Origin of the sequence: Francisella philomiragia, from assembly GCF_018135955.1 — a bacterium.
GTDB lineage: Bacteria > Pseudomonadota > Gammaproteobacteria > Francisellales > Francisellaceae > Francisella > Francisella philomiragia.
The window spans coordinates 488,873-512,119 of sequence record NZ_CP063138.1; the positions used below are offsets into that span (position 1 = coordinate 488,873).

Here is a 23,247-nt window from a genome sequence, read left to right on the forward strand (position 1 = left end):
ACTATAAGACAATATTGTTATTTTTTTGATCATCGAGTGCTTGGTCGGATTTGAAGTATTCATATTCTCTGAGACGTGATTTACCAATAGGATCATTTTTATCAATAGCTTTGGCTGGGTGGCACATTATTATTCCACCATCTTGTATATTTTTGTAGGCGTAATTTATAACTTTTTGGAAATCTTCTGCGCTACTTTCTAATGAATATACTCCAGCAAAACTTGTGTTATGCTTGAGATTGTTAGCTACTAGCATTTTATTGAGCTTTTTTGCACCGCTATAGTATATAACTTTAGATTTAAAGTCAGGTTTGGACATATTATAAGTTGAGCGAATATAAGTTTGTTTATTATACATATTGAATTCTTTATAGAGGCTTACTAGAGCTTTTCTAATAATTGGGAAATGATGCACGTGTTGATGACCATCAATAAAATCAGGCAAGTTTCCCCAGTTATCTATGAAGTATTTTATCTGATATTTTAATTCATTATAGACATCTTTATATTTTATAAATCTTAGTTGTGATTTTATAAGAAGTTTTGATAAGGGTATAAAAGAGTCATTACTTACTAATGATTTAGCTTCTGTAAAAGGAGTTCCTTCCGTTAAATTTAAGTGAATACCTACATTGATAGAATTATTGTATATTCTCTTTAGCTCTGAGATACCTTGTTTAAATTCGGGCATATTAGTCATGCAACTAGTGGCATTTATAATATTTTTTTTCAAAAGTTCAACAATAGCATTATTTATGTTTTGACTCATACCGAAATCATCGGCACAAATTATAATTTTTTTAGACATATATACAACTTACTTTGTTTTAGAAAAATATTTTTTGCTGCTACTCATTTTATACTGACATGGCTATAATAGCATTAGTTGAGGCTAATATTTTTATTTGATGACTAACGTTAGAAATATAAAAGATCCAAATATTTATGCAGTTATACCTGTATATAATGAAGAGGTTTTGATTGAGTCTTTTCTTAGATCACTAGCTGATAAGCTTTTACAGATTACTCCTAATTATAAGATAGTGGTTATAAATGATGGAAGTTCAGATGGTTCTGTTGAAATAATTCAATCTTTAGTTGGGCAGATAAATATCAAATTTATAAGTTTTTCAAGGAATTTTGGACAAGAGGCAGCTATCACCGCAGGTTTAGAGGCATCTAAAAATGCAGATGCTGCGATTATTATGGACTGTGACTTCCAGCATCCTATAGAAGTTATTGACCAGTTTTATGAGAAATGGTGTGAGGGATTTTCTAATGTATATGGAGTTAGAAATCGTACAGATCAAAGTGCAACTAGAAGCTTTCTATCAGAAACTTTTTTTAAAGTTAGTAATGAGCTAATGGGGGTCAAGATTCCTGCAAACGCTGGATATTTTAGGTTATTAGATAAGCAGTGCATAAAAGCGTTTAATTCTTTACCAGAAAATGGAAGATTTATTAGAGGGCTATTTGCATGGATAGGCTTTAAAGAATATCCTGTTCCTTTTGATGTTGCGGATAGGCAAGATGGTACAGCTAGCCGTTGGGGCTATCGTAAGCTTTTTAAGCTAGCATTTACAGGTATATTTTCATTTTCATCAGTGCCATTAAGACTTATATCTATATTTGGTGTATTGGTTTCTATAGTTGCTTTAGCTTATGGATTTTATATTTTTATGGGAAGCTTATTCTTCGGTGGTGATGTAAGTGGTTGGCCAACTATAGTAGTTAGTATAATGTTCTTTAGTGGCGTACAACTTATATCATTAGGAGTTTTAGGTGAATATATTAGTCGGATATTTGAAGAAGCAAAAAAGCGTCCACGTTATATTATTGATGAAGATGAGAGTAGAAATCTTTAGTTATATTGTAGGATTTTCTTATACTTATTTTTTAATTACACTGACAACTATATTTTTTCTATAAGTTGCTTCTATCTTAAAATCAATTTTAGGATATTTTTGTTGCAATTCGCTTAATTGATTCTCACGCATGAAAATTATCATATTATCATTTGTCTTTAGTAGTTTATCAAACTGTGTATAAGTTATTAGATATTCTGGCCATTTACCGTTATGAGAATCCTGGTATTGTTTTATGCCATAATGGAACTCTCTTGCCCAATTGTCAATTTCAGGTTTATAAGTTTTCCAGTTATAAACTATATAAATATTTTTATTTAACAATATTGGTAGATCTTCCTCGTAGCCTTTTTGTTTAAGTTCATCCTCGAGTATAAAGTGTTTTGGTTGAGCCCTATTGTAATAGACAAAGGTGGTATCAGGACTAGAGTTATTGAGTATTTTTTCTACAAGTGGTTGAGATGTTCTTATATCATAAAAAGGTATTATGATTTGTCCGAGCACATTTAAGAGCATCATCACAGAAACTATAAAAATAATTGCTTGTTTGATATTATTTTTTAATGAGAGTCTAAAACTGTATGCTAAAGCCAAAGCTAGTATTACTACTAAAGCTATATAAACTAAAGGTGCTTGAGTATCTAAGATGCTTTGCTGAATTTGAGAGAATATTACAACAGCAATTGCTACAATAAAAAACAGAATGCTCGTAATTAAATGCATTTTTTTAAATGTAGATAAATTATCTTTAATCTTTATGATTTTCTCAAACGATAAAGCCATCAAAAGTGATAACGGAGCGAATATCGGCATAATATAACTTACAATTTTTGAGCTTGGTATACTGAAAAAAATAAGAATAAGTATGCACCAAAGAGTTATCAAAAATCCTATATAATCAGATTTTCGATTTTGCCAAATGTTTTTAAATCCTTTAGGTAATCTATTGATGAGTAACATACTGAATGGTAAAAATACCGCCAAAAGAATTACAAAATAGAACCATGGGCCTATGGCATTATTGAAACCTTGTCCTACAAAACGATAAAACTGTTGAAAATAAAAAAAGAAATATAAAAAATCAGGGTTTTGTTTTTGTGCTAGTATTAACCATGGAGAAACGACTAGAACAAATAATATTATGCCTGTTGGTATATATAGCTCTTTTAGTCTATGCCAATTATTAGTAATAAGCATCCATACGAAAACAGTCATACATGGAAAAACAATCGCGATTAGTCCTTTGGTAAGAAAAGCTAAAGCAGATACAAAGTATGCGACATACATAAGTATTCTTTTACTCTTTGTGCTTGAACGTTTTAAACTAACCAAACATAGGAAAAAAGCAATCCATAGAAGGTTAGCAACAATCAGATCCATATTTGCATAGTGAGCTTCGAAAAAATAAAGTACATTCGTTGCTAGTATGAAACTTGCAAGAACTCCTGCAAATCGTGAATAGAAGTATCGTCCAAAAATATATATTGATACACAGCCGAGTATACCAAATATTGCTTGAGGTAATCTAATTGCCCAAGCATTGACTCCAAAAAAGTGCATTGAAGTTGCTTCAAGCCAATAATACAGGGGAGGTTTATCTAAGAAGGGTACACCGTTGATTGTAGGGGTAACCCAGTTTCCAGATGTTAGCATCTCTCTTGCAATTTCTGGATAACGTCCTTCATCAGGGATGCTTAGATGACGTGATCCTAAAAATAAGAAAAAATAAATGATATATATAGTTAGTAATATTAAAATATCAAAAAAATATTTATTTCTTAAATTTCTCACTTTCAATGGATGGTATGAAGCTTAGATTGTGTGCAAATTTAACCTTAAAAAAGATAAATCGCAAGTAGATATTAATGAACTTTAGCTGGATATTTTAAATTTCGTTAAACTGTTCTGGTTTATCTTCTTTGTTTTCAAATAAAAACTTCTGCATTTCTTCTTTAAGAAATTCTTTAGCTTTTGGTTCTATCAGATTTAAACGATATTCGTTGATCAAAATTGTTTGATGAGCTAACCAAGCTTGCCATGCTTTATTAGAAATTTCTGAATGAATTTTTTTACCAAGTTCACCAGGTAGTGGTTGAAATGGTATAGCATCTAATTCTTCATTGTATTTTTTACATAAAACTTTTGTCATTATTCGCTCCTATTGAATATTTTAAATACACCTTTTTGGTTTTGGAAGTCCAGCTAATTTTGCAGCTTGTACTGCAGGTGAAACTGGGAAGAGTATTTGTAGATATAAACTATTACCTATTTTCTCGCCATACTTTTCTCTTAAAGCTTTTACAAGTTCTCGAATCGCTGGAGATTTTTTGTTTTGTTGATAAAAATCGCGTAAAAAATTGATGACTAACATATGCTCATCTGTTAACGAGATTTTCTCATCATTAGCAACTTTATTACAAAAGCCAATATCCCAACTGTTAAAGTCTAATAAAAAGCCTTGCTTGTCTATGTTGTAGTTATCCACAAATATGGTAAAATTTGATACTAGTTTTTTATTATCTGACAATTATAGCAAACAAGACTAATTGTTTTAATCCATAAAAAGGCATATTTGATGAAAGTTACATTATATACTACAAAATATTGTCCATATTCTTTGAGAGCAAGAATTGCTCTGTTAGAAAAGAAAATGGCAATGGATGTTGTTGAAGCAGGAGATTTAGAGCCAAATGTTGTTAAAAAAATCTCTCCTAACGGTATTTTTCCTGTTCTTATGGAAAAGGACTATAGTATAAATAATAGAAAAGCATTATTGATATATATTGATGAGCGCTTTCCAGCGCCAAGTTTACTACCAAGTGTTGTTAATGATCGTATTAAGATACGTCTTTCTTTGGATAAGATTGATAATGAGTGGTATCCAGTACTTGATGAGATCAGAAAAAATAGAGAGAATAAAACCAAGCTAAAAGCAATTTTTAAAGATCTTAGAGAAAGCTTATTAGCTATGGAAAAAGCTTTTTCAGATTCTGATTATTTTATATCTTCAGGCTTTACTTTAGCTGATTGTTATATAGCTGCTTTAATCATTTGTTTAGAAGCAGAAGGCTTTGTAATTGATGAAGAGTATGGATCAATTTTCAATTATAAGAAACGCGTGTTTGCAAGAGATTCTGTTAAAAAAGCTAATTTAAAAGGTGGTGCTGGAGAGTCTTTGTTAAAGACTTTAAGAGCTCATCGATAGGATAAAATAACTATGTGGTATCAAGGTTTTATAGATTTTGTATTTTTTGCTTTGAGTACAGCCTTGGTTGTAATAGCTATTGTTTTTGTTGTAGGGAGCTTTTTCTCCTTACTTGCTAAAGCTAAACAAGAAGTTACAAAATTAGCAGCAGGAAAACTTGAAATAAATAAAATAGGCGATGAGTATAAATCTACTAAAGAGCAAATTTTAGAAACTTTGTTAGATAAAAAGGAATATAAAAAGTTTGTCAAAGAACAGAAAAAAATTGATAAACAAGAAAAACCTAAGCAAAGAAAGTTTATTATTAATTTTAAAGGAGATATTCACGCATCTCAAGTTGAAGATTTACGCAACGAAGTAACAGCAATTCTAGCTGTAGCTGTGGCAGACGATGAAGTGGTGGTTAGAATAGATAGTCCAGGTGGTGTTGTTAATGGTTATGGCTTTGCGGCAGCTCAGTTAGAGCGTATTAGACAAGCAGGAATAACCTTGACAGTTTGTATTGACCAAGTTGCTGCTAGTGGTGGCTATATGATGTCAGCGGTTGCTAATAAGATTATTGCTGCACCTTTTGCTATAGTAGGTTCAATTGGAGTTGTTGGTACAGTTCCGAATATCAGAGAGCTTCTTGAAAAAAATGGTATCAATGTTGAAATGCACACTTCAGGTGAGTTTAAGCGTACATTGACAACTGTTGGTGAGAATACAGAGGAAGGGCGTAAAAAGTTCAAGCAAGATTTAGAAAATATTCACGAGTTATTCAAAAAGCATATTTTGGCATATCGTCCAAATTTAGATATGCATAAAGTAGCTACTGGAGAATATTGGTTTGGTAAAGATGCTTTAGAGTTAGGTCTAGTTGATGAAATTAGAACTTATGATGATTATTTAATTGAGTTTCTTGATAATCATTATTCTGTTTATGAAGTTAGCTACGTTAGAAAAAAGGATAAAGGATTTATTAAATCTAAGCTTGCTATGATTAAAAAAACTATAACAAGTTTTTTGTATGCGCGTAAAATAATGTAGGTCAACAGTGTTATCTTTAGATATTCATCAGCAACTTCTTGATAGTTTTTTTGAGCAAAAAACAAAAAATATGTTACATCATGCTCTTATTTTTAGGGTAAAAGATGCAGTATTATTAGATAGCTTTATGAATTCTTTGTGCCAGCTATTGTTGGGACAGAATGTTACTGACTATAAAGACTCTCCGTATGTAAGTGTTGCCGCTATAGAAAATGACGAAATCAAAGTTTCTGAAATCAAAAAGATAATTAAAAACTGTGAACTGACTGCGCATAATAATTTAGCTAAAATAATCATAATTGAAGAACTTGACTTGTTAAATGAATCTGCCGCTAATGCTTTACTAAAAACCTTAGAAGAACCCACAGCAGATACTTTCTTTTTGATCTTTACCAAAAACTATACAGATATTCTGCCGACGGTTAAAAGTAGATCTATAGTCTATGATATTAAATTTAGCCAAAAAGATAAATACAACTATTTAAAGTATACATTTGATATGTCTCAAGACGCTGTTGAGAAATCATTGCAAATGGCTCGTGATGATATAAATATTATAGCTAAGATTAAGCTTGAACAACATTTTTGGGTGCTTAGGAATAACCTGATGAAGGTTTTGGTTAATCAAACGAATCCTAATGTATTTTTGAAGGAGATTAATCCATATTTTAAAGATGCATTATATTGGTTAACTAGTATAATAATAGATGTTTATAATTATAAACTTAATGAGCAGGTAGAAGTTGCTAACTACGATAAATTAGCAGTTATAAAGTATCTTGCGACTAAATTTACAGATGATTACATATATAACCTTTATCATAAATCATTAGATGCAAAGAGTTATTTTTCAAACTTTAAGAATGTTGATAAAGAGTTAGTATTAGAAAATTTAATATTAGAAATTATAAAATAGGTAAAATAAAATGGATGTAAAACAACAACAAAATTTAAAAGCCCAAGCACATGCTTTAAAGCCAGTTGTGTTAATGGGTGAAAAAGGACTTACTGAGAATGTAATGTTAGAAATTGATCTAGCCTTAGCATCACACGAGTTGATCAAAGTAAAAGCAGGTCGTCTACCGAAAGAAGAAAAGCAAGAAATTGCTGCAGAGATTGTTAAAGCTACAAAGTCTGAGCTTGTTCAGATAATCGGTAATATCTTAGTACTATACAGAAGAAATCCTAATATAAAGAAAAAGTAGGTTTAAATAAATATGAGTTTTCCAATATCACGTCCACGTAGACTTAGAGTTACTCAAGCCTTTCGAGATATGGTTGCTGAGATAAATTTGAACATAGATGATTTGATGTATCCAATATTTGTTGTGCATGGTAATGGTATCAAAAAAGAAATCTCAAGTATGCCAAATCAATATCATTGGTCAGTGGATATGCTTGATGAGCTTGTTGAGCAGGTTATAAAATTAGGTATAAAAAGTTTGATGATATTTGGTGTACCAAAAACCAAAGATCTTATATCATCAGAGAACTATGATCCAAATGGTATAACGCAACAAGCAATCAGAAAAATTAAACAACTTGCTCCAGAGCTTGTAGTAGCTACAGATGTGTGTATGTGTAGTTTTACACCTCATGGACACTGTGGTATTTTGGATGAGCATGATTATGTTGATAATGATCAAACATTAGAAATATTACAAAAAACAGCTATTTCTCATGCACAAGCTGGTGCAGATATTGTCGCACCAAGTGGAATGATGGATGGCATGATAATTGCGATGCGTCAAGCACTGGATGAGTCAGGATTTGAAACTGTGAGTATTATGTCATACTCAGTTAAGTATGCTTCAGCATATTATGGTCCATTTAGAAGTGCTTGTAGTTCATCTCTTAAGGGAGATCGTAAAACTTATCAAATGGATTATCGTAATAAAAAAGAGGCTATCCGTGAAGCTCTAGCAGATGTTGAACAAGGTGCAGACTTTATTATGGTTAAACCAGCATTGAGTTATTTAGATATTATTAATGAACTGAGTCATATAATAGAGTTGCCAATAGCAGCATATCATGTCAGTGGAGAATATGCGATGATTAAAGCTGCTGCAAATGCAGGTCTAGTTGATGAAAAAGCAATCACTATAGAAACGTTGACATCGATGAAAAGAGCAGGCGCTAAAATAATTCTTACTTATACAGCTTTAGATGTTGCAAACTGGATTAGATGACATGATAAATATTGCTTTATACGAGCCTGAGATTCCACCAAATACCGGTAATATAATCAGGTTGTGTGCAAATGTTGGCGCTAAGTTACATTTGATAGAACCATTAGGATTTAAATTGGAAGACAAGCAACTTAGAAGAGCAGGTCTTGATTATCATGAGTTTGCGGATCTTAAGATTTATAAAAATTTTGATGAGTTTTATCAGAAAAATAAACAAAATAAGATTTGGGCGTGTACAACTAAAGCAAAACAATATTATCATCAAGTAAATTTTAATTATGATGATATTTTACTTTTTGGACCTGAGACAAGAGGATTGCCGATCGACGTTTTAAAATTGCTTGAAAAAGCACAGCTGAAAATTCCGATGCACAAAAATAGTCGTAGTCTTAATTTATCAAATTCAGTAGCAGTGATTTTGTATGGAGCGTTAAACAATATAGGCTTTGATAAATTAGGTCTCTTATAAAATTTATCCTTATCTAATAAGCATATTACTTACTTGCCTAATATAATTCTTGTTGAGTTATTTCAAAATTATGATTTAATTTCTATAGATTAACTTCAGTCTACTGGCATTATGGCAAATATTAAAAAAATTATATTTAGTTTCTCAATTTGTTTTGTAACAGTTGCTATGGGAGTAGCTCTGCCTAATGTATATATTGTTGCTACAGGGGGTACGATCGCAGGGGTTGCTAAATCATCAACGGATTCTGTATATAAAGCTGGAAGTTTGTCTATTGATGATATTGTTGAGCAAGTACCAGCGATTAGTAGAATAGCAAATATAAAGTCTGAACAGTTTTATAATATTGATAGTGTAGATATGACTATGGCAATGCGGATTAGGCTAGCAGAGCATATACAAAAATTATTAGATAATCCTAATGTTGATGCAGTGATAATTACTCATGGTACCGATAGCATGGTGCAAACAGCCTTCTTTTTAAATCAAGTTTTAGATGTTAAAAAACCAGTTGTCCTAGTAGGCGCAATGCGGGCATTTACAGCTTTAAGCAGTGATGCTCTTATGAATCTTTATGATGCGTTATTGGTTGCGGTTGATAAACAATCTTTAGATAAAGGTGTATTAGTAGTTATGAATGAAGAGATCTTAACTGCTAACGATGTTTCTAAAACTAATACAACGAATGTTGATGCTTTTAAAGCATTAAATTATGGGAAATTAGGTACTGTAACTCCTAGTAGTGTTAGCTATTATCAAACTCCTAAATATGTGGGAAATGTTGTATCTGTAGACGATCTGGAGGAAATAAAAGCATTGCCTCATGTTGAGGTTGTTTTTGAATCACCTGATGTATCTTTAGAATTTTTAGATAGTCTTTTAGAAATTAAAGATTTAAAGGGTATTGTTCTTGCAGGACTTGGTGATGGTAATATTCCATCTAATCAGGCTGATTTTCTCAAGAAAGCAAGAGCTAAAGGTATAGTTGTTGTACGCTCAAGTTATGTAGGTTCTGGTCAGATTACACATAATTATAATAATCTGGATGATAAGTTTGATCTTGTATCGTCAGGAACTCTTTCACCAGAGAAAGCGAGAATATTTCTCCAGTTATGTTTGCTAAAAACAGACAACGTAAATCAGATCCAAAAATTATTTGATCGTTTTTAATAATTTAGATTATTACTGTTGATTAATAAGTTTCTTTTTAAATGGCGAAAGACCAAAAGATATAAATGAAACAATTACTATAGCAATTCCAATCATTAAGAAAAGGCTGGTATAGGTATTTAGAGATAGGGTGAGGGTTTCTGAAGATACTTGTTGTTTACTGATAGCAGTTAATTGAGCAACTAATCCACCTAAAATTGAAGCAAATGCCAAGAATACCCACCAAACTCCTATCATAAATCCATTAACCTTAGCTGGAGCAAGTCTGCTAAACATAGATAACCCAATAGCGGATATTAGTAGTTCTCCTAGTGCTTGAAGAGCATAACTACCAAATAGCCAGTATGATGAGATTACACCACTATGAGCTGTAAATTTAGAAATATACAGTAGTATGAAAGATAGGCCTATTACAAGTAACCCAGTAGAGAATTTGCTATATACATTTAAGCTAAACTTTGTGTTATTAGAGTGTACATAGTACATCGCTAAGATTGGACTTAAAACAAATATCCAGAAAGGATTAAGTGCTTGGAATGTCTCCGGTGCTATTATAAATCCTAAAATTGAATGATCTGTATTTTTGATAGTAAACAAGTTTATAGATGATGCCATCTGTATGTATGATATCTTATATACTATAGCCTCACACATTAGTATCAGCGCAAGCATCATCTTATAGAAGTATCCATCCTTTTTGTATAAAAATGCTAGATATATATAGATAAGTAGACAAGCAATAAAGCTCAAAATAACTATTAATTTTGCTAAGAATAAATATGCAAGTAGAGCCTTGACTATATATATCATAGCAATCACCCCTATTATTACCCAGAATAAATAACTTAATCTAAGCTTTTTGGCACCTGCGTGAGTAGAGATGTGTTTCATCGTAAAACCAAAGCCTACAAAAGTTGCTATAGCAAAGATCAAAGCTATAGAGATAACTACAAAACTTGCAGAGTAACCATAATGCTTTGCAATAGTTGGAATCGCTAAGCTACCAAATAATGAGCCTAAATTTATAGCCATATAAAAAAGAGTGAAAGCATTACTGATTTGTCCGGAGTCACTTTTTTCATAACATTTAGATAGTAGGCTTGTAGGGTTTGATTTAAATAAACCTGTACCGACACATATAAAAGAAAGTCCCCATAATGTTGACTCTTTATCTCCTATTGTCAATAGTGCATATCCACTTAGTAAGACAATAAGTCCTAGAACGATTGTTCTTTTTGCTCCTAGGATTGCATCACCAATATAGCCACCTAACACTATAAACGCATATACCAGTGCTGCGAATGCAGCATAAGTTGCAATTGCCGAACTTTCGCTTAATTGAATGCTACCACGTTGTAGATAAACAACTAAAATAGCAACGAGAGCTTGATAGCCAAATCGCTCCCATATTTCTAACATAAAGATGGTATAAAAGGCCTTGGGCTGTTCAAAGATTTTTAACATAAGCTAGTTTCCAATTAATTTCTAACTGAGTCTTAAAGTAGAAATTAAAGTTAAATTTGGTAGGATTAAAGTAGTTATTTATCTCTACATTCTCTCAGGAATAGAAATTCCTAATAAATCTGTTGCTATAGTCATGGCTTTTACTGTTGCCATACATAGTGCGATTCTTGATTTTTTTAGTTGCTCATCGTCAAGATTCATAATGGGACAATTTACATAAAATCTGTTAAAGCTATTAGCAAGAGAGTATGCATATTCACAAATGTGATGAGGCTGAGAATTCTCATAAGCACGAGATACTGCAATTGGGAATTGTATCAATTGTAATTGTAGTTTTTCTTCGTGCTCATTATCTGCTTTTGTTATTCTGTATTCTTTAGCTAGAGAGTTGATGTCATAATTATCTCCGAAGACTTTTCTCAAAATAGCTTTTGCTCTAACTGTTGTATATAGTAGATATGGACCAGTTTTACCTTCGTACTGTGCAAACTTCTCTAAGTCAAAAATATAGTCATTAGCGTAGTTGTTAACCAAATCACCAAACTTAATAGTTGCCATAGCGATTTGATTAATAATATTCTCATCGTTCTCATCAGGCATTCTTTTATGAGCATAATTTTTTGCTTGAGATATTAGATCTGAAAGATGCATTACGCCACCTTCACGTGTTTTAAATGGACGACCATCTTTTCCATTGACGGTGCCAAATGCAACATGCTTAAGTTTACATTCTTCACTAACTACTTTTGTTCTCTTAGCAACACTAAACACTTGCTTAAAGTGAAGAGATTGTCTTTTATCCACTACATAAATTATTTCATCAGGGTTTAAATCTTTAGCACGCTGCCATAGTGTTGCAAGGTCTGTAGTACCGTACATCACACCACCATCTTTTTTGATGACTATAAGTGGAGGGATACCTTCTTTATTGGTGTCAATGACCCATGCTCCTTCATCTTCGTATATGAAGTTATTTGTTTTAAAATAGGCGATCATTTCGTCTACAAATTTATTTGCATCACTTTCGCCGAGCCATAAGTCAAAATGGACATCTAAACTATCAAAATCTTTTTTAATAGCTTCTATAGATATTCTCACAAAATGTTGCCACAGGGCTACATAACCCTTGCGACCTTGTTGAAGTTCAAAAGTTGCTTGTCTTGCTTTATCCATTTCAATAATATCAGATTTACATCTTTTTGAAGCTCTTGGATATATTTCAGCTAACTCTTGAACTGTTACAGGAGATTCTTTAGGGTATTCACCATTATAGTTTTCATCGAAGTACACGAGATCAGGAAATTCTAGTTTTATTTCTTCTATCAACATACCCATTTGTGTACCCCAGTCACCAAGATGCACATCTGATATTACATTATCATTGTAGAATCTATGTAATCTTTGGAGAGCATCGCCTAATAATGCTGATCTGATATGACCAACATGCATTGGTTTAGCAACGTTTGGACCACCAAAATCTAAAACTACTTTTTTTGGCTTTGTATTACCTTGTACACCAAATTTAGATGAATTAAGGAACTTATCAGTTGTAGCAGCTAGAAACTTATTAGATAAAGATATGTTTATAAATCCAGGTTTTGCAACCTCGAGCTTAGAGAAAATATCTTCATCGTCAATTTGTTCAATTATTTCTTGAGCTATCATTAGAGGCGCTTTTTTGGCAAATTTGGCTAGAGGCATCGCGCCATTGCATTGAAAGTGGCCGACACCTTCACGAGTAGATGTTACAACTTTAGCAAAACTTTGAGAGTATCCTAACTTTTCAAATGCTTGTGCAAATATGTCTGATAAATGGTTTTCTATATTCATTGAGATAATCCAGTTCTTTGTTTTAGAAGTTACCGTCTTTAAATTAAAAATGGAAAAAATTAGTAAATGTAGATATAATATCACGGTTATTTTTAAAAACTCAATAAAATTAAGGCTTTCAAAGGTCAAATATGTTAAAGGGGATTCACAGGTATTTACTAGTATGTTTAGGTACTGTAGCATTTACAGTACAAGCTCATGCTGCGCGGATTATTAGTAAAAACCCTATCAAAGAAGATTGGAAATGTGAAATTGTAGATGGCCAGTGGAGCTGTAAAAGAGCAGAAAAGCCTAAGGATGTTTTTGATAAAGAGATTAGTGCTGCAGAAAGAGAGAAAGCTCTTGCTGATGATCTTGCATGGGTTAAAAAACCAGAAACTTTTGTGGGAGGTTATTACAGTAATGATCCACAGTTTACCCAAGCGCTATGTGCTTCAAAGAAGACTGATCTTAGTTATGAAAATTCAGAATTTGATAATGATGGTACATTAATTGCTTCCGGTAATGTTCAAGTTCTACAATGTGATCAAGAATTGTACGGTAATAATGCCATAGTAAATCTGACGAGTGATAATAGTGCAATTAGATCAATGGTTATGACAGGCGATGTTATCGCTAAGCAACCATCTACAGGTATTGTGATTAGGACTAAAGAGTTAGACTCTGATATGACTAATGGTACTTACAGTACAGGAGAAGCTTACTTTAGAATGGCTCGTGAGATGCCTGATACAAGAATATATAATAAGGATAATTTTACTGGTTACTTGCGTGGCTATGCAAAAACTCTTAAGAAAGAAGAAGATGGTAATCTAATGCTTTCTGATGGTTATATCACATCAGGCGGTCCTTATGATAATGCTTGGAAGATAACTGGTAGTGATATTGATATCGATACCAATACTGAGATGGCGTACGTTAAAAACGGTTTCTTCAAGATAGATGATGTGCCTGTGATGTACATACCATATTTCTCCCATCCGATAAACGATAAGCGTAAATCAGGTTTCTTATTCCCAGGATTTGTTCAAAATAGTAATTCTGGTATAGGGATTTCAGTACCGTATTATTTCAACTTAGCACCAAATTATGATTTCTTACTTAATAATGTTATTTGGTCAGAAAGAGGTATTATGGAGAATGGTACATTCCGTTATATGACTAAGTATTTTGAAGGCGAGTTTGATGGCTCTTTGGTTCCTTGGGACTTCAAAGAAGGTAGGATGAGGGGTGCTTTTGATATAACCACGACAGGTAAGTACTCTTTAGGTGATGCAGGAGCATTATCTACAAATTTAATATATGAGTATGTTAGTGATGAGAATTATTATAACGACTTCTCATCTGGTAATGTTAATCTAGTTACAAAAACATTATTAACTAGAGAGTTTGATATTAATTATGGTTATAAACAATATGTTACAGCCGGTATAACAGTTCTAGATTATGGAGTTGTTAACCCTGCTATTGATTTGGCAAACATTCCTTATGCCAAATTACCAGAGGTGAAATTTAATGTAACTTCTGATGGTTATACTCCTGACTATGTGACTCTTAGTGCAGATACTCTTAATACTTACTACTATAAATCACCTTGGGCAATAAACCCAGCGCTAGGTCCTCAAAAAGGAACTAACGTAAGTGGTTTTAGATCTTATGAAGCACCAAAAATTAAAGGTAATTTCAATAATGAGTGGGGCTACCTCAATCCGTCGTTAGAGCTGCCAATCCGTTATTATCAGCTTGATAGAAAAGCAACAGATACGATTAAATTTGATAATAGCACTGTTACGAGTGTTTTACCTATATTCAATATAGATGCTGCTGCGTACTTTGATAGAGATTATACAACAGAAGGTGGTTCATATACGCAAACAATTAAGCCAAGATTATTCTATACTTATATCCCGTATCAGAATCAAACAGATATTCCAATATTTGATACAAGTATGCAGAATGAGCAGTATATGCAGATGTTCCAAGTAAATAGATTCACTGGTTATGATAGAATTAATAATGCTAATCAGTTAACTTATGCTTTAGAAACGTACACTACAAGCCAAGACGATGGAAGTACTTTAGCATCTGCCAAAATTGGACAGATGGCATACTTTGCAGATAGAAAAGTTAACTTATGTCAAGGTGATGCGAAATGTCCATATCCTGGAATGGAAGATCAATTTGCAAATGATATGTTCTCTCCTGTTATGTCATCTTTTGAATTTCAGGTAATAAAGAATATTTACTTATCAGCACAGATTAACTATAGGCTACAAACATCAAAGTTTGACTATCAGGTTTACCAATTGTCATACAAAGATGAAAATGAGAATATCTTTAATATTTCATATAACAGTATTGAAAATAACTGGAATTCCATCACACAAGAGCAAATTAATACTGGACAAACACCTAAGCCTCAAGAGACTATAACTTTATCAACGCTACTAAATATCACAGATCACTGGGGTGTTACTGCTTTATGGAACTATAACTTTAAAGAGCAAAAAATATCAAACGTATTTGCAGGTCTTCAGTATAATGCTAAATCTTGGGCTCTTAGAGCTATGTGGCAGGCTACTGCTTATACAAATGAGAACCCTAATGATCCTAATGCTTTGGCAAATCTTACAAGTACCTATATGTTAGAATTTGAACTAAAAGGTCTTGGCGGTGTTGGAGATACTAGTAACCTATCATCGCGTTTGCAGCAGATAAATGGCTACAAAGTGGGTCAATGGGGAGAAGGTATCTAATGAAGAGGCTGCTGACTTCAGTTGTTATTACATTACTGACTGTCTCTAACGGTCTATCAGATATATCCTCTAGCTTGTTTCAAAACTCGTTTGATTCGAGTATTAGTGCTCCATCAGACTCGTCAGAAATGTCTGAAGATAAAAGGCATCTTGTGAACAAGACAGTGGCAATTGTTAATAGTAAACCTATTACTTCTTTTGAGTTAGATCAAGAAGTTGCAAAATTTGAAGCTATGAATCCAAATTCAAACTTTCACTCTGATTCATTACAAGTTAGAAGAGAGGCTTTGCAAGACTTAATTGCTCAGAGTGTATTGTTACAGTTGGCTGAGCGAAATAATATAATAATTTCTAATCAACAGCTTGATGCAGCAATAAAAGATATCGCAGCAAAAAACGGTGTTTCGGTTGAATCTTTAAAATTAAATGTTGAAGCTTCCGGCATGTCTTTTGAAAGTTATAAGAAAAGAATAAGAGAGCAGCTTATGGTTAGTCAGCTACAGCAACAAGCAATCTCTCAACAAGTGTATGTTTCACCAGAAGAAATTCAAAAGTATATTAAGAAGCATCAAGAGCAATTTGATAGAGAAATGGCTCCTATCAAGCTTTATACTCTAAAAAATCTTATTGTAGCCTTGCCGGATTCAAAAAAAGCTCGACAAAAGAAGATAGATTTATTTAAAAAGTTAGCAATTGCAGTTAACAAAGGATATATTGATTTTTCTGAAGTTGTTAAACAATTTTCTCAAGCTCCTAATGCTACTTATGGTGGTATTGTCAGTCAACAAGTAAAATTTGATTCAATACCTAGTATGTATAGGGACTATGTCAAAGATTTGAAAGAGCATCAAGTGTCAGAGCCTTTTATTGTAAATCATACGTTACAAATGATATATATTGATAACATTGATGAAAAAGCGCCGATGTTAAGTAAGAAAGTTACTAAATATTATGTTTATGCTATAGAAATAAAATTAGATGGTGGTATGACAGAGGAAGGTGCTAAAAGTTCTCTAGATCGTGCAAGGCTTGCTATTGAAAGTGGTCAAGATTTTACAAAGGTGGCTTTGAAATACAATCAGGACTATGATCATGCTAATGGTAAATTTAGATGGGTTTCTAGGTTGGATAGTCCACCAGCAATACCACCAGCAGCATTTGCAAAGCTAGAGACAATGAAAGAGGGAGAGGTTTCAGAGCCTTTTCAAGCAGACCCTAAGACTTGGATGATCATGAAATATACAAAAGTTAAAGAACATGACGCTGCAGAAGAGCTTAAAGAACAAAAAGCTTTAGAAGCTATTTTTTCTGAGAAAGCTCAAGAAGTCTATAAGACGTGGTTAACCTCAATGAAAGATGATGCATACATTGAGATATTAGAAGATGATTTAAAGACACCAGAACTTTATTAAAATGCAATATAAAACAAAAGCTAAAAAATCATTAGGTCAAAATTTTCTACAAGATGAAAATATAATAAGAAAGATAGTTCAATTAGCAAATATTAAAAAAGATGATACAGTGCTTGAAATAGGTCCTGGTCTGGGAGCATTGACACGCTATATACTTAAATGCTCTGATAATGTTAATGTTGTTGAATTTGATGCTAGTGTCATCGATACTTTGTTACAGAATTGTCAAAAATATGGCGAACCCAAAGTCTTTAATGAAGATTTTTTAAAGTTTGATTTGGATATTGTAAGAGCTGATTCGCAACAGAAGTTAAAGCTTATTGGTAACTTACCTTATAATATTTCTTCACCAATACTATTTAAAGTAATTGAACAAAGTGACAAAATTATTGATGCTCATTTTATGTTACAGAAAGAAGTTGTTGAGAGAATCATATCTCAACCAAATTCGAAAACTTATGGTCGGTTATCGGTAATTTTACAATATCATTTTGATTGTAGTATGATACTGAATATTCCTCCAGAAGTTTTTTATCCTCAGCCCAAAGTTGACTCAGCAATTCTACGTCTTAAGCCTAAAGTTGATAAGTTGGTTGTTAATGATTATGTTTTTTTTGAAAATATTGTTAAACAAAGCTTTGCGCAACGCAGAAAAACTCTGCATAATAATCTTAAGGGTATATTAAAAGAATTTGATATAAATCCTAGTGCTCTGCCTGTAGATACTAAGCTTAGAGCAGAAAATTTAAGCGTGGAGGATTTTGTCAGTTTAGCAAACTTTTTTAAATAAGGTGAATACAAATGGCTACATATGTTATTGGTGACGTACAGGGCTGTTATGATGAGCTACAACTGTTGCTACAAGATGTAAAGTTTGATAAGCATAAAGACAAACTTATTTTTGCCGGAGATATTTTAAATAAAGGACCTAAGTCTCTTGAGATAGTTAATTTCATAATGTCTTTGGGAGAATCGGCACAAGTTGTCTTAGGTAATCATGAGATATTATTTTTAGCAGTTAGTTACAATTATTTACCATCGAGTAGTAAGAATACATTTGACGATATTCTAAAAGCTAAAAATTTGAAAGAAGTTCAAGAGTGGTTGTGCAACCAATCTCTTCTAATAAAAGTAAATAACACTTTTATAGTTCATGCAGGAGTCCCGCATATTTGGTCGCCTAAAAAAGCACTTAAAAGGGCTAATGAAGTAGAATTTGTATTAAAAAATCCAACTACAAGAAGACTCTTGTTAGCTAATCTTTTTAATAATGAAATGGAAAAGTGGAATAAAGAGTTGGAGGGTATTGATAGATGGTTATGTATACTCAATTATTTTACTAGGATGAGAACAATAGATAAAAATGGTAGATTAAATCTTAAATTTAGTTCAACGATTGATCAAGTTCCAGAAAATTTTAAGCCATGGTTTAAACTTAAACATAAGAAATTTGAAAATAAATATAAGATAGTTTTTGGTCATTGGGCAGCTATCAAAGGGGAAACAAAAGATAGTGATGCTATAGCTTTGGATACGGGTTGTGTTTTTGGTGGTCGTCTAAGTTGTTATTGTGTAGAGACGCATAAGCGTTATAGTATTAAAGCCTTAAAAAGCTATAAGGATATTTAACATGGATATTTTAGTTATTAACGGTCCAAACCTTAATCTCTTGGGAAAGAGACAGCCTCATATCTATGGTAATAAGACTATTGATGATATCAATAATGACTTATATAGAACGGCACAAAATAATAAACTAGCCATTGATTTCTTTCAGAGTAATCATGAAGGAGAAATCGTTGACAAAATTCAACAAACAGAGGCAAAAATAATAATTATTAATCCTGCAGCATATACGCATACAAGTATTGCAATACGTGATGCTTTTTTGGCTATAGATAAGCCTTTTATTGAAATACATTTGTCGAATATATATAATAGAGAAGAGTTTAGGACTAAGTCGCTTCTATCGGATATCGCTTATGGGTGCATATTTGGGTTTGGGCCAAACGGATATACATTAGCGCTAATAGAAGCAATTAACTACATTAATATGAAAGGAGATTAGAAATATGGATTTATTAAAAGCGATAGATAGATTAGCAGAGATTCTTAACTCGAGCGATATCAAAGAAATTAGAGTTAAAGATGGTGGCTCAAGCATTTTTATGACAAAAAATAATACAGCTGCTACAGTTGTATCAGCAGCTCCTGCTGTGAGTAACGTAGCACCTGCAGCTCCAGTAGTAGCTAATACTACAGCTTCTGCATTGGCTCCTAAGCAAGTTGAAGTAGCTAATGAAGTTAGTGGTGAAGAAATTAAATCTCCTATGGTTGGTACATTCTATGGGGCGTCTTCACCAGATGCAGCACCTTATGTTAAAGAAGGTCAAGAAGTTAAGAAAGGTGATATTCTTTGTATAATCGAAGCGATGAAGATTATGAATAAAATTGAAGCTGAGAAAGCTGGTAAGATCGTTAAAATAATTGCTAAAGATGGCGATCCTGTTCAATTCGATCAACCTTTATTTATTATTGAATAATAACGAATCAATAATTTAAGTAGAGACTTCATAAATCTAGTATAAACTTTTAAAGGTAATACAAAATGATTAAAAAAGTATTAATTGCCAATAGAGGTGAGATAGCTCTTAGAATATTAAGAGCATGTAGAGAGTTGGGGATTAAGACAGTAGCAGTGTATTCAACTGCTGATGCTAATCTTATGCATGTAAAGTTAGCTGATGAAGCCGTTTGTATTGGTCCAGCAGCGCCTAATCTAAGTTATCTTAATATCCAAGCTATTATAGCAGCTGCTGAAATAACATCTGCAGATGCAATTCATCCAGGTTACGGTTTCTTATCTGAAAATGCAAAATTTGCAAAAGCAGTTGAAGAGAGTGGTTTCATTTTTATCGGTCCACGTGCTGAAAATATTGAAGTGATGGGTGATAAAGTAGAAGCTATTAAGTATATGAAGAAAGCTGGTGTGCCTTGTGTACCTGGTTCAGGTGGTCCATTAGGAAGTGATGAAAAGAAAAATCTAGAAATCGCTGAGCAAATTGGATACCCTGTTATCATCAAAGCCGCTGGTGGTGGTGGTGGTCGTGGTATGAGCATCGTTAGAAAGAAAGAAGATTTAATTAGTGCTATCTCTCTTACTAAGAGTGAAGCAAGAATAGCTTTCAATAACGATATGGTATACATGGAGAAGTTTTTAGAGAATCCACGCCACATTGAGATCCAAGTTTTCGGAGATGGTCAAGGTAATGCTGTCTACTTATTTGAGAGAGATTGTTCAACTCAAAGAAGACATCAAAAAGTTATTGAAGAGGCTCCAGCTATCGGTTTAACTGATGAAGAGAGAAAGCGTATTGGTGAGCAATGCGTTAATGCTTGTAAAATACTTAAATATCGTGGTGCTGGTACTTTTGAATTCTTATATGAAAATGGCGAATTCTATTTCATTGAGATGAATACTAGAATTCAGGTTGAGCATCCTGTTACAGAGTCGATTACATCTACAGATCTTATTAAAGAACAGATCAAAGTTGCATCTGGTCTAGGACTAAGTTGGAAACAAGAAGATATTGCTATAGTTGGTCATGCTATTGAATGTAGAATCAATGCTGAAGATCCTGAGAGAATGATACCATCTCCAGGTAAGATAGATATGTATCATGCTCCAGCGGGTCCAAGAGTTCGTGTTGACTCTCATATATACTCTGGTTATACAGTGCCACCAAATTATGACTCAATGATTGCGAAAGTGATTGTGCGTGGACATGATAGGGAGACTGCATTACAGAAAATGCGTGCTGCACTTGAAGAAATGGTTATTAGTGGTATTAAAACTAATATTTCACTTCACCAAGAAATTCTTAATCATGAAGAGTTTATAAAGGGTGGAACTAACATACATTTCTTAGAAAAAATGTTAGAAAAGAAAAAACAGTCTAAGTAAATATCTTCCTTTCGTATATATCTTCATTTAAATTTTTAGTTTTTTCTTATATAATTTTCTTAGTATCTAAATATAATAAAATATTTGTAAATTATGCATAATTTTCAAACTTTTCTTAAAGCTACAAGAGAAGCAAAAGAACTTCAACTAGAGACAGTTGCTGATGCTATAAACTTGTCAGTACAAACAATAAAGATAATTGAAGAAGCTGATAATGACTCGCTATTGCAAAACTCTAGTAGTGTACTCAAAAATCAGATTAGAAGATATTGTGAATATTTAGAAATTCCTGAGAAAAAGATAGTCTCTATGCTTAACAAAATTGATGTTTTGTATTATAAGAAATCACGCTATGGAAAACTAAAGTTTTTTGATTATTTGAATAGGTTAGCAATTCTTATAATTGCAATAGCAATAATTGTTTTAGTTGTTAAACATATCAAAGAAAATATGTATATAGCGAGCACAGAAGAAGGTCCTAAGTCATCTATAATATACACACCAATTAATTATGATTTGAATGAGCCAGACCAACAACCTGTTACTGATAATTCATCTGCTTCTAATAATGTATCTATCACTCAAAATAATGTATCAACTGCAAGCGATAAGACAAGTAGTGGCTCTTCTGTAGCAACAGAGTCAAAAGAATATCCTCAAAGTAGTACTAACAATATTATGGCAGCTCATCCACCAGTAACTGCAAATATGAATAATATTGTCATAGATGATGATATTGACAGTAACAGATAAACTTTTATATGGTTTTTTTAATAATGAGTTTTTTAAATAATATCTTATTGAGAATGGATAATTATTCCATTCTGTATATTTTATTTATAGATTTTTTATTATGCCTAGTTCTTAGTATAGTAGTTTCTGTATTTGGAAGTATTATAGTAATTAAATATAAAAATACTTTTAGATTCTCATTTGTTAAATCTCTGAAGCTGAGCTTACATTTAATAATTTGGATCTATTTTATAAAAACATGTATAAATTTACCTGTTGCTGTATATTTACCAAATTATAAGCATATTGTTATTGCATATTTAGATAAGATTTTTGATTTTTGTATTTATATTGTAATTATTATTAGTTTGTTTAGATTTTTATATAATAGTAAGAACATTGCTATTGAAAAGAAAAAAGCTCAGAATAAAAATTCATATAGTGATTTTAGAGATATAAATGCTATATATAAGGCTTCTGAACTTGTTGCTGCAGTGATCTCCTTCATTTTAATTTTAGCTGCACTTAAAGTTCCTTTAACCGCTTTAGGAGCTTTTAGTGGGGTCGCTTTTGCAGGCTTAACTTTTTCTCAAAGTACACTAATTACAAATTTTTTTGGTGGATTATTTGTTATATTTAATCGCAAATATTCTGAAGGCGATGTTATTTCATCAGATATTAATTCATCGATTAAGTTTAGTGGAACTATTAAAAAAATTGGTACTCTTACAACACAGGTTGATAATTATGAGACTGCACCAATGCATATTCCAAATTCGGTGTTTTTAAATACATGTATAACAACGACTTCGCGTCGTACTCATAGACGCATAGTACAGTTTATAACTATTGATTATAAATATATCGATAAAATACCTGTTATTAAAGAAAAAATTCTTGCAGTGCTTAAGTCACATCCTGATATTGATCAGAATAAAACAGTATCAGTATCACTAGCTTCTAGTGGTAGTAATATTTCCGGTAGATCGGAGGGTAGCTTTGGGATTAATGGTATAAACTTACAAGTTTATGCTATGGTAAATAAGGTATTTTTTGTTGATTTTATAACCGTCCAAGATGAAGTGTTTTTGAGTATTGCAAAAGAGCTAAGGGATTTGAATGTTGAGTTTGCAATAAATCCAATTACTTTGCATAAGTAGTA

At 32.3% G+C, this 23,247-nt stretch carries 23 protein-coding genes; 17 read left to right on the forward strand and 6 right to left on the reverse strand.

The genetic code is table 11. The features are described 5' to 3' along the window. Nucleotide 1 precedes the first annotated feature (1 nt). Nucleotides 2-808, reverse strand: a complete 807-nt coding sequence (locus tag IMS64_RS02420) for a ChbG/HpnK family deacetylase (RefSeq protein ID WP_211490793.1) — start codon at nt 806-808, stop codon at nt 2-4. 100 nt (nt 809-908) lie between these two features. Here IMS64_RS02420 and IMS64_RS02425 point away from each other — a divergent pair, with 100 nt between their 5' ends. Then, nucleotides 909-1,865 carry a glycosyltransferase family 2 protein gene (locus IMS64_RS02425; RefSeq protein WP_211490794.1) on the forward strand — a complete coding sequence of 319 codons (957 nt, stop codon included), beginning with the start codon at nt 909-911 and terminating at the stop codon, nt 1,863-1,865. Between the two features lie 24 nt (nt 1,866-1,889). Here IMS64_RS02425 and IMS64_RS02430 read toward each other — a convergent pair whose 3' ends face one another. The 3 genes from IMS64_RS02430 to IMS64_RS02440 all read right to left on the reverse strand — a co-directional run bounded on the left by IMS64_RS02430 (nt 1,890) and on the right by IMS64_RS02440 (nt 4,350). After that, nucleotides 1,890-3,656 carry an ArnT family glycosyltransferase gene (locus IMS64_RS02430; RefSeq protein ID WP_211490795.1) on the reverse strand — a complete coding sequence of 589 codons (1,767 nt, stop codon included), beginning with the start codon at nt 3,654-3,656 and terminating at the stop codon, nt 1,890-1,892. 94 nt (nt 3,657-3,750) lie between these two features. Then, complete coding sequence (locus tag IMS64_RS02435) at nt 3,751-4,014, reverse strand: oxidative damage protection protein (RefSeq protein ID WP_012279794.1); 264 nt, start codon at nt 4,012-4,014, stop codon at nt 3,751-3,753. A gap of 21 nt (nt 4,015-4,035) precedes the next feature. Continuing rightward, nucleotides 4,036-4,350 carry a TusE/DsrC/DsvC family sulfur relay protein gene (locus IMS64_RS02440; RefSeq protein ID WP_042519294.1) on the reverse strand — a complete coding sequence of 105 codons (315 nt, stop codon included), beginning with the start codon at nt 4,348-4,350 and terminating at the stop codon, nt 4,036-4,038. Between the two features lie 90 nt (nt 4,351-4,440). Between IMS64_RS02440 and sspA the strand changes: the two genes are divergently transcribed. From sspA to IMS64_RS02475, 7 genes are all read left to right on the forward strand, one after another. Then, nucleotides 4,441-5,070, forward strand: coding sequence for a transcriptional regulator SspA (gene sspA, locus IMS64_RS02445; RefSeq protein WP_004288192.1), 630 nt, complete (start codon nt 4,441-4,443; stop codon nt 5,068-5,070). 12 nt (nt 5,071-5,082) lie between these two features. Beyond that, nucleotides 5,083-6,099: a protease SohB gene (sohB, locus tag IMS64_RS02450; RefSeq protein WP_200166055.1), complete on the forward strand. Its 1,017-nt coding sequence runs from the start codon at nt 5,083-5,085 to the stop codon at nt 6,097-6,099. Between the two features lie 7 nt (nt 6,100-6,106). Beyond that, complete coding sequence (locus tag IMS64_RS02455) at nt 6,107-7,015, forward strand: DNA polymerase III subunit delta' C-terminal domain-containing protein (protein WP_211490796.1); 909 nt, start codon at nt 6,107-6,109, stop codon at nt 7,013-7,015. A gap of 10 nt (nt 7,016-7,025) precedes the next feature. Continuing rightward, nucleotides 7,026-7,304: a ribosome assembly RNA-binding protein YhbY gene (gene yhbY, locus IMS64_RS02460; protein WP_211490797.1), complete on the forward strand. Its 279-nt coding sequence runs from the start codon at nt 7,026-7,028 to the stop codon at nt 7,302-7,304. A 12-nt stretch (nt 7,305-7,316) separates the two neighbouring features. After that, on the forward strand, nt 7,317-8,288 hold the full coding sequence (hemB, locus tag IMS64_RS02465) for a porphobilinogen synthase (protein WP_211490798.1): 972 nt from the start codon (nt 7,317-7,319) through the stop codon (nt 8,286-8,288). Between the two features lies 1 nt (nt 8,289). Further along, nucleotides 8,290-8,757, forward strand: coding sequence for a tRNA (uridine(34)/cytosine(34)/5-carboxymethylaminomethyluridine(34)-2'-O)-methyltransferase TrmL (gene trmL, locus IMS64_RS02470; protein WP_211491078.1), 468 nt, complete (start codon nt 8,290-8,292; stop codon nt 8,755-8,757). Nucleotides 8,758-8,925: 168 nt separating this feature from the next. Beyond that, nucleotides 8,926-9,927, forward strand: coding sequence for an asparaginase (locus IMS64_RS02475; protein WP_244972928.1), 1,002 nt, complete (start codon nt 8,926-8,928; stop codon nt 9,925-9,927). Nucleotides 9,928-9,939: 12 nt separating this feature from the next. On the opposite strand, the gene IMS64_RS02480 is transcribed toward IMS64_RS02475, so the two are convergent. Together IMS64_RS02480 and argS are read right to left on the reverse strand one after the other, a co-directional pair. Next, on the reverse strand, nt 9,940-11,391 hold the full coding sequence (locus tag IMS64_RS02480) for an oligopeptide:H+ symporter (protein ID WP_211490800.1): 1,452 nt from the start codon (nt 11,389-11,391) through the stop codon (nt 9,940-9,942). Between the two features lie 84 nt (nt 11,392-11,475). Continuing rightward, complete coding sequence (gene argS / locus IMS64_RS02485) at nt 11,476-13,221, reverse strand: arginine--tRNA ligase (RefSeq protein ID WP_211490801.1); 1,746 nt, start codon at nt 13,219-13,221, stop codon at nt 11,476-11,478. A 131-nt stretch (nt 13,222-13,352) separates the two neighbouring features. Between argS and IMS64_RS02490 the strand changes: the two genes are divergently transcribed. The 9 genes from IMS64_RS02490 to IMS64_RS02530 all read left to right on the forward strand — a co-directional run bounded on the left by IMS64_RS02490 (nt 13,353) and on the right by IMS64_RS02530 (nt 23,245). Beyond that, entirely contained in the window at nt 13,353-15,977 is a 2,625-nt protein-coding gene (locus tag IMS64_RS02490) for an LPS-assembly protein LptD (protein ID WP_042518944.1), read from the forward strand. Further along, nucleotides 15,977-17,389, forward strand: a complete 1,413-nt coding sequence (locus IMS64_RS02495) for a SurA N-terminal domain-containing protein (protein ID WP_035735246.1) — start codon at nt 15,977-15,979, stop codon at nt 17,387-17,389. Before IMS64_RS02490 ends, IMS64_RS02495 begins: the two co-directional genes overlap by 1 nt. Nucleotide 17,390: 1 nt before the next feature. Beyond that, on the forward strand, nt 17,391-18,179 hold the full coding sequence (gene rsmA, locus IMS64_RS02500) for a 16S rRNA (adenine(1518)-N(6)/adenine(1519)-N(6))-dimethyltransferase RsmA (RefSeq protein WP_211490802.1): 789 nt from the start codon (nt 17,391-17,393) through the stop codon (nt 18,177-18,179). Nucleotides 18,180-18,190: 11 nt separating this feature from the next. Next, nucleotides 18,191-19,018 carry a symmetrical bis(5'-nucleosyl)-tetraphosphatase gene (locus IMS64_RS02505; protein ID WP_211490803.1) on the forward strand — a complete coding sequence of 276 codons (828 nt, stop codon included), beginning with the start codon at nt 18,191-18,193 and terminating at the stop codon, nt 19,016-19,018. 1 nt (nt 19,019) lies between these two features. Then, the gene (gene aroQ / locus IMS64_RS02510; protein ID WP_211490804.1) at nt 19,020-19,457 is read left to right on the forward strand and encodes a type II 3-dehydroquinate dehydratase; all 438 of its coding nucleotides are present in this window, start codon (nt 19,020-19,022) and stop codon (nt 19,455-19,457) included. A 4-nt stretch (nt 19,458-19,461) separates the two neighbouring features. Further along, complete coding sequence (gene accB, locus IMS64_RS02515; RefSeq protein ID WP_211490805.1) at nt 19,462-19,932, forward strand: acetyl-CoA carboxylase biotin carboxyl carrier protein; 471 nt, start codon at nt 19,462-19,464, stop codon at nt 19,930-19,932. 65 nt (nt 19,933-19,997) lie between these two features. Beyond that, nucleotides 19,998-21,353, forward strand: a complete 1,356-nt coding sequence (gene accC / locus IMS64_RS02520; RefSeq protein WP_004288176.1) for an acetyl-CoA carboxylase biotin carboxylase subunit — start codon at nt 19,998-20,000, stop codon at nt 21,351-21,353. Nucleotides 21,354-21,446: 93 nt separating this feature from the next. Further along, nucleotides 21,447-22,106 (forward strand): helix-turn-helix domain-containing protein, encoded by a 660-nt coding sequence (locus IMS64_RS02525; RefSeq protein ID WP_211490806.1) that lies wholly within the window; start codon nt 21,447-21,449, stop codon nt 22,104-22,106. A 23-nt stretch (nt 22,107-22,129) separates the two neighbouring features. Further along, a complete protein-coding gene (locus IMS64_RS02530) occupies nt 22,130-23,245 on the forward strand; it encodes a mechanosensitive ion channel domain-containing protein (protein WP_211490807.1) in 1,116 nt (371 codons plus the stop codon). Nucleotides 23,246-23,247: the final 2 nt, after the last annotated feature.

Excerpts from the sequence above, each read along its gene's own strand:
- IMS64_RS02420 (WP_211490793.1), bottom strand. The coding sequence starts at position 808 with ATGTCTAAAAAAATTATAATTTGTGCCGATGATTTCGGTATGAGTCAA.
- IMS64_RS02425 (WP_211490794.1), top strand. The coding sequence starts at position 909 with ATGACTAACGTTAGAAATATAAAAGATCCAAATATTTATGCAGTTATA.
- IMS64_RS02435 (WP_012279794.1), bottom strand. The coding sequence starts at position 4,014 with ATGACAAAAGTTTTATGTAAAAAATACAATGAAGAATTAGATGCTATA.
- sspA (WP_004288192.1), top strand. The coding sequence starts at position 4,441 with ATGAAAGTTACATTATATACTACAAAATATTGTCCATATTCTTTGAGA.
- sohB (WP_200166055.1), top strand. The coding sequence starts at position 5,083 with ATGTGGTATCAAGGTTTTATAGATTTTGTATTTTTTGCTTTGAGTACA.
- yhbY (WP_211490797.1), top strand. The coding sequence starts at position 7,026 with ATGGATGTAAAACAACAACAAAATTTAAAAGCCCAAGCACATGCTTTA.
- hemB (WP_211490798.1), top strand. The coding sequence starts at position 7,317 with ATGAGTTTTCCAATATCACGTCCACGTAGACTTAGAGTTACTCAAGCC.
- trmL (WP_211491078.1), top strand. The coding sequence starts at position 8,290 with ATGATAAATATTGCTTTATACGAGCCTGAGATTCCACCAAATACCGGT.
- IMS64_RS02475 (WP_244972928.1), top strand. The coding sequence starts at position 8,926 with ATGGGAGTAGCTCTGCCTAATGTATATATTGTTGCTACAGGGGGTACG.
- IMS64_RS02480 (WP_211490800.1), bottom strand. The coding sequence starts at position 11,391 with ATGTTAAAAATCTTTGAACAGCCCAAGGCCTTTTATACCATCTTTATG.
- argS (WP_211490801.1), bottom strand. The coding sequence starts at position 13,221 with ATGAATATAGAAAACCATTTATCAGACATATTTGCACAAGCATTTGAA.
- IMS64_RS02490 (WP_042518944.1), top strand. The coding sequence starts at position 13,353 with ATGTTAAAGGGGATTCACAGGTATTTACTAGTATGTTTAGGTACTGTA.
- IMS64_RS02495 (WP_035735246.1), top strand. The coding sequence starts at position 15,977 with ATGAAGAGGCTGCTGACTTCAGTTGTTATTACATTACTGACTGTCTCT.
- rsmA (WP_211490802.1), top strand. The coding sequence starts at position 17,391 with ATGCAATATAAAACAAAAGCTAAAAAATCATTAGGTCAAAATTTTCTA.
- IMS64_RS02505 (WP_211490803.1), top strand. The coding sequence starts at position 18,191 with ATGGCTACATATGTTATTGGTGACGTACAGGGCTGTTATGATGAGCTA.
- aroQ (WP_211490804.1), top strand. The coding sequence starts at position 19,020 with ATGGATATTTTAGTTATTAACGGTCCAAACCTTAATCTCTTGGGAAAG.
- accB (WP_211490805.1), top strand. The coding sequence starts at position 19,462 with ATGGATTTATTAAAAGCGATAGATAGATTAGCAGAGATTCTTAACTCG.
- accC (WP_004288176.1), top strand. The coding sequence starts at position 19,998 with ATGATTAAAAAAGTATTAATTGCCAATAGAGGTGAGATAGCTCTTAGA.
- IMS64_RS02525 (WP_211490806.1), top strand. The coding sequence starts at position 21,447 with ATGCATAATTTTCAAACTTTTCTTAAAGCTACAAGAGAAGCAAAAGAA.
- IMS64_RS02530 (WP_211490807.1), top strand. The coding sequence starts at position 22,130 with ATGAGTTTTTTAAATAATATCTTATTGAGAATGGATAATTATTCCATT.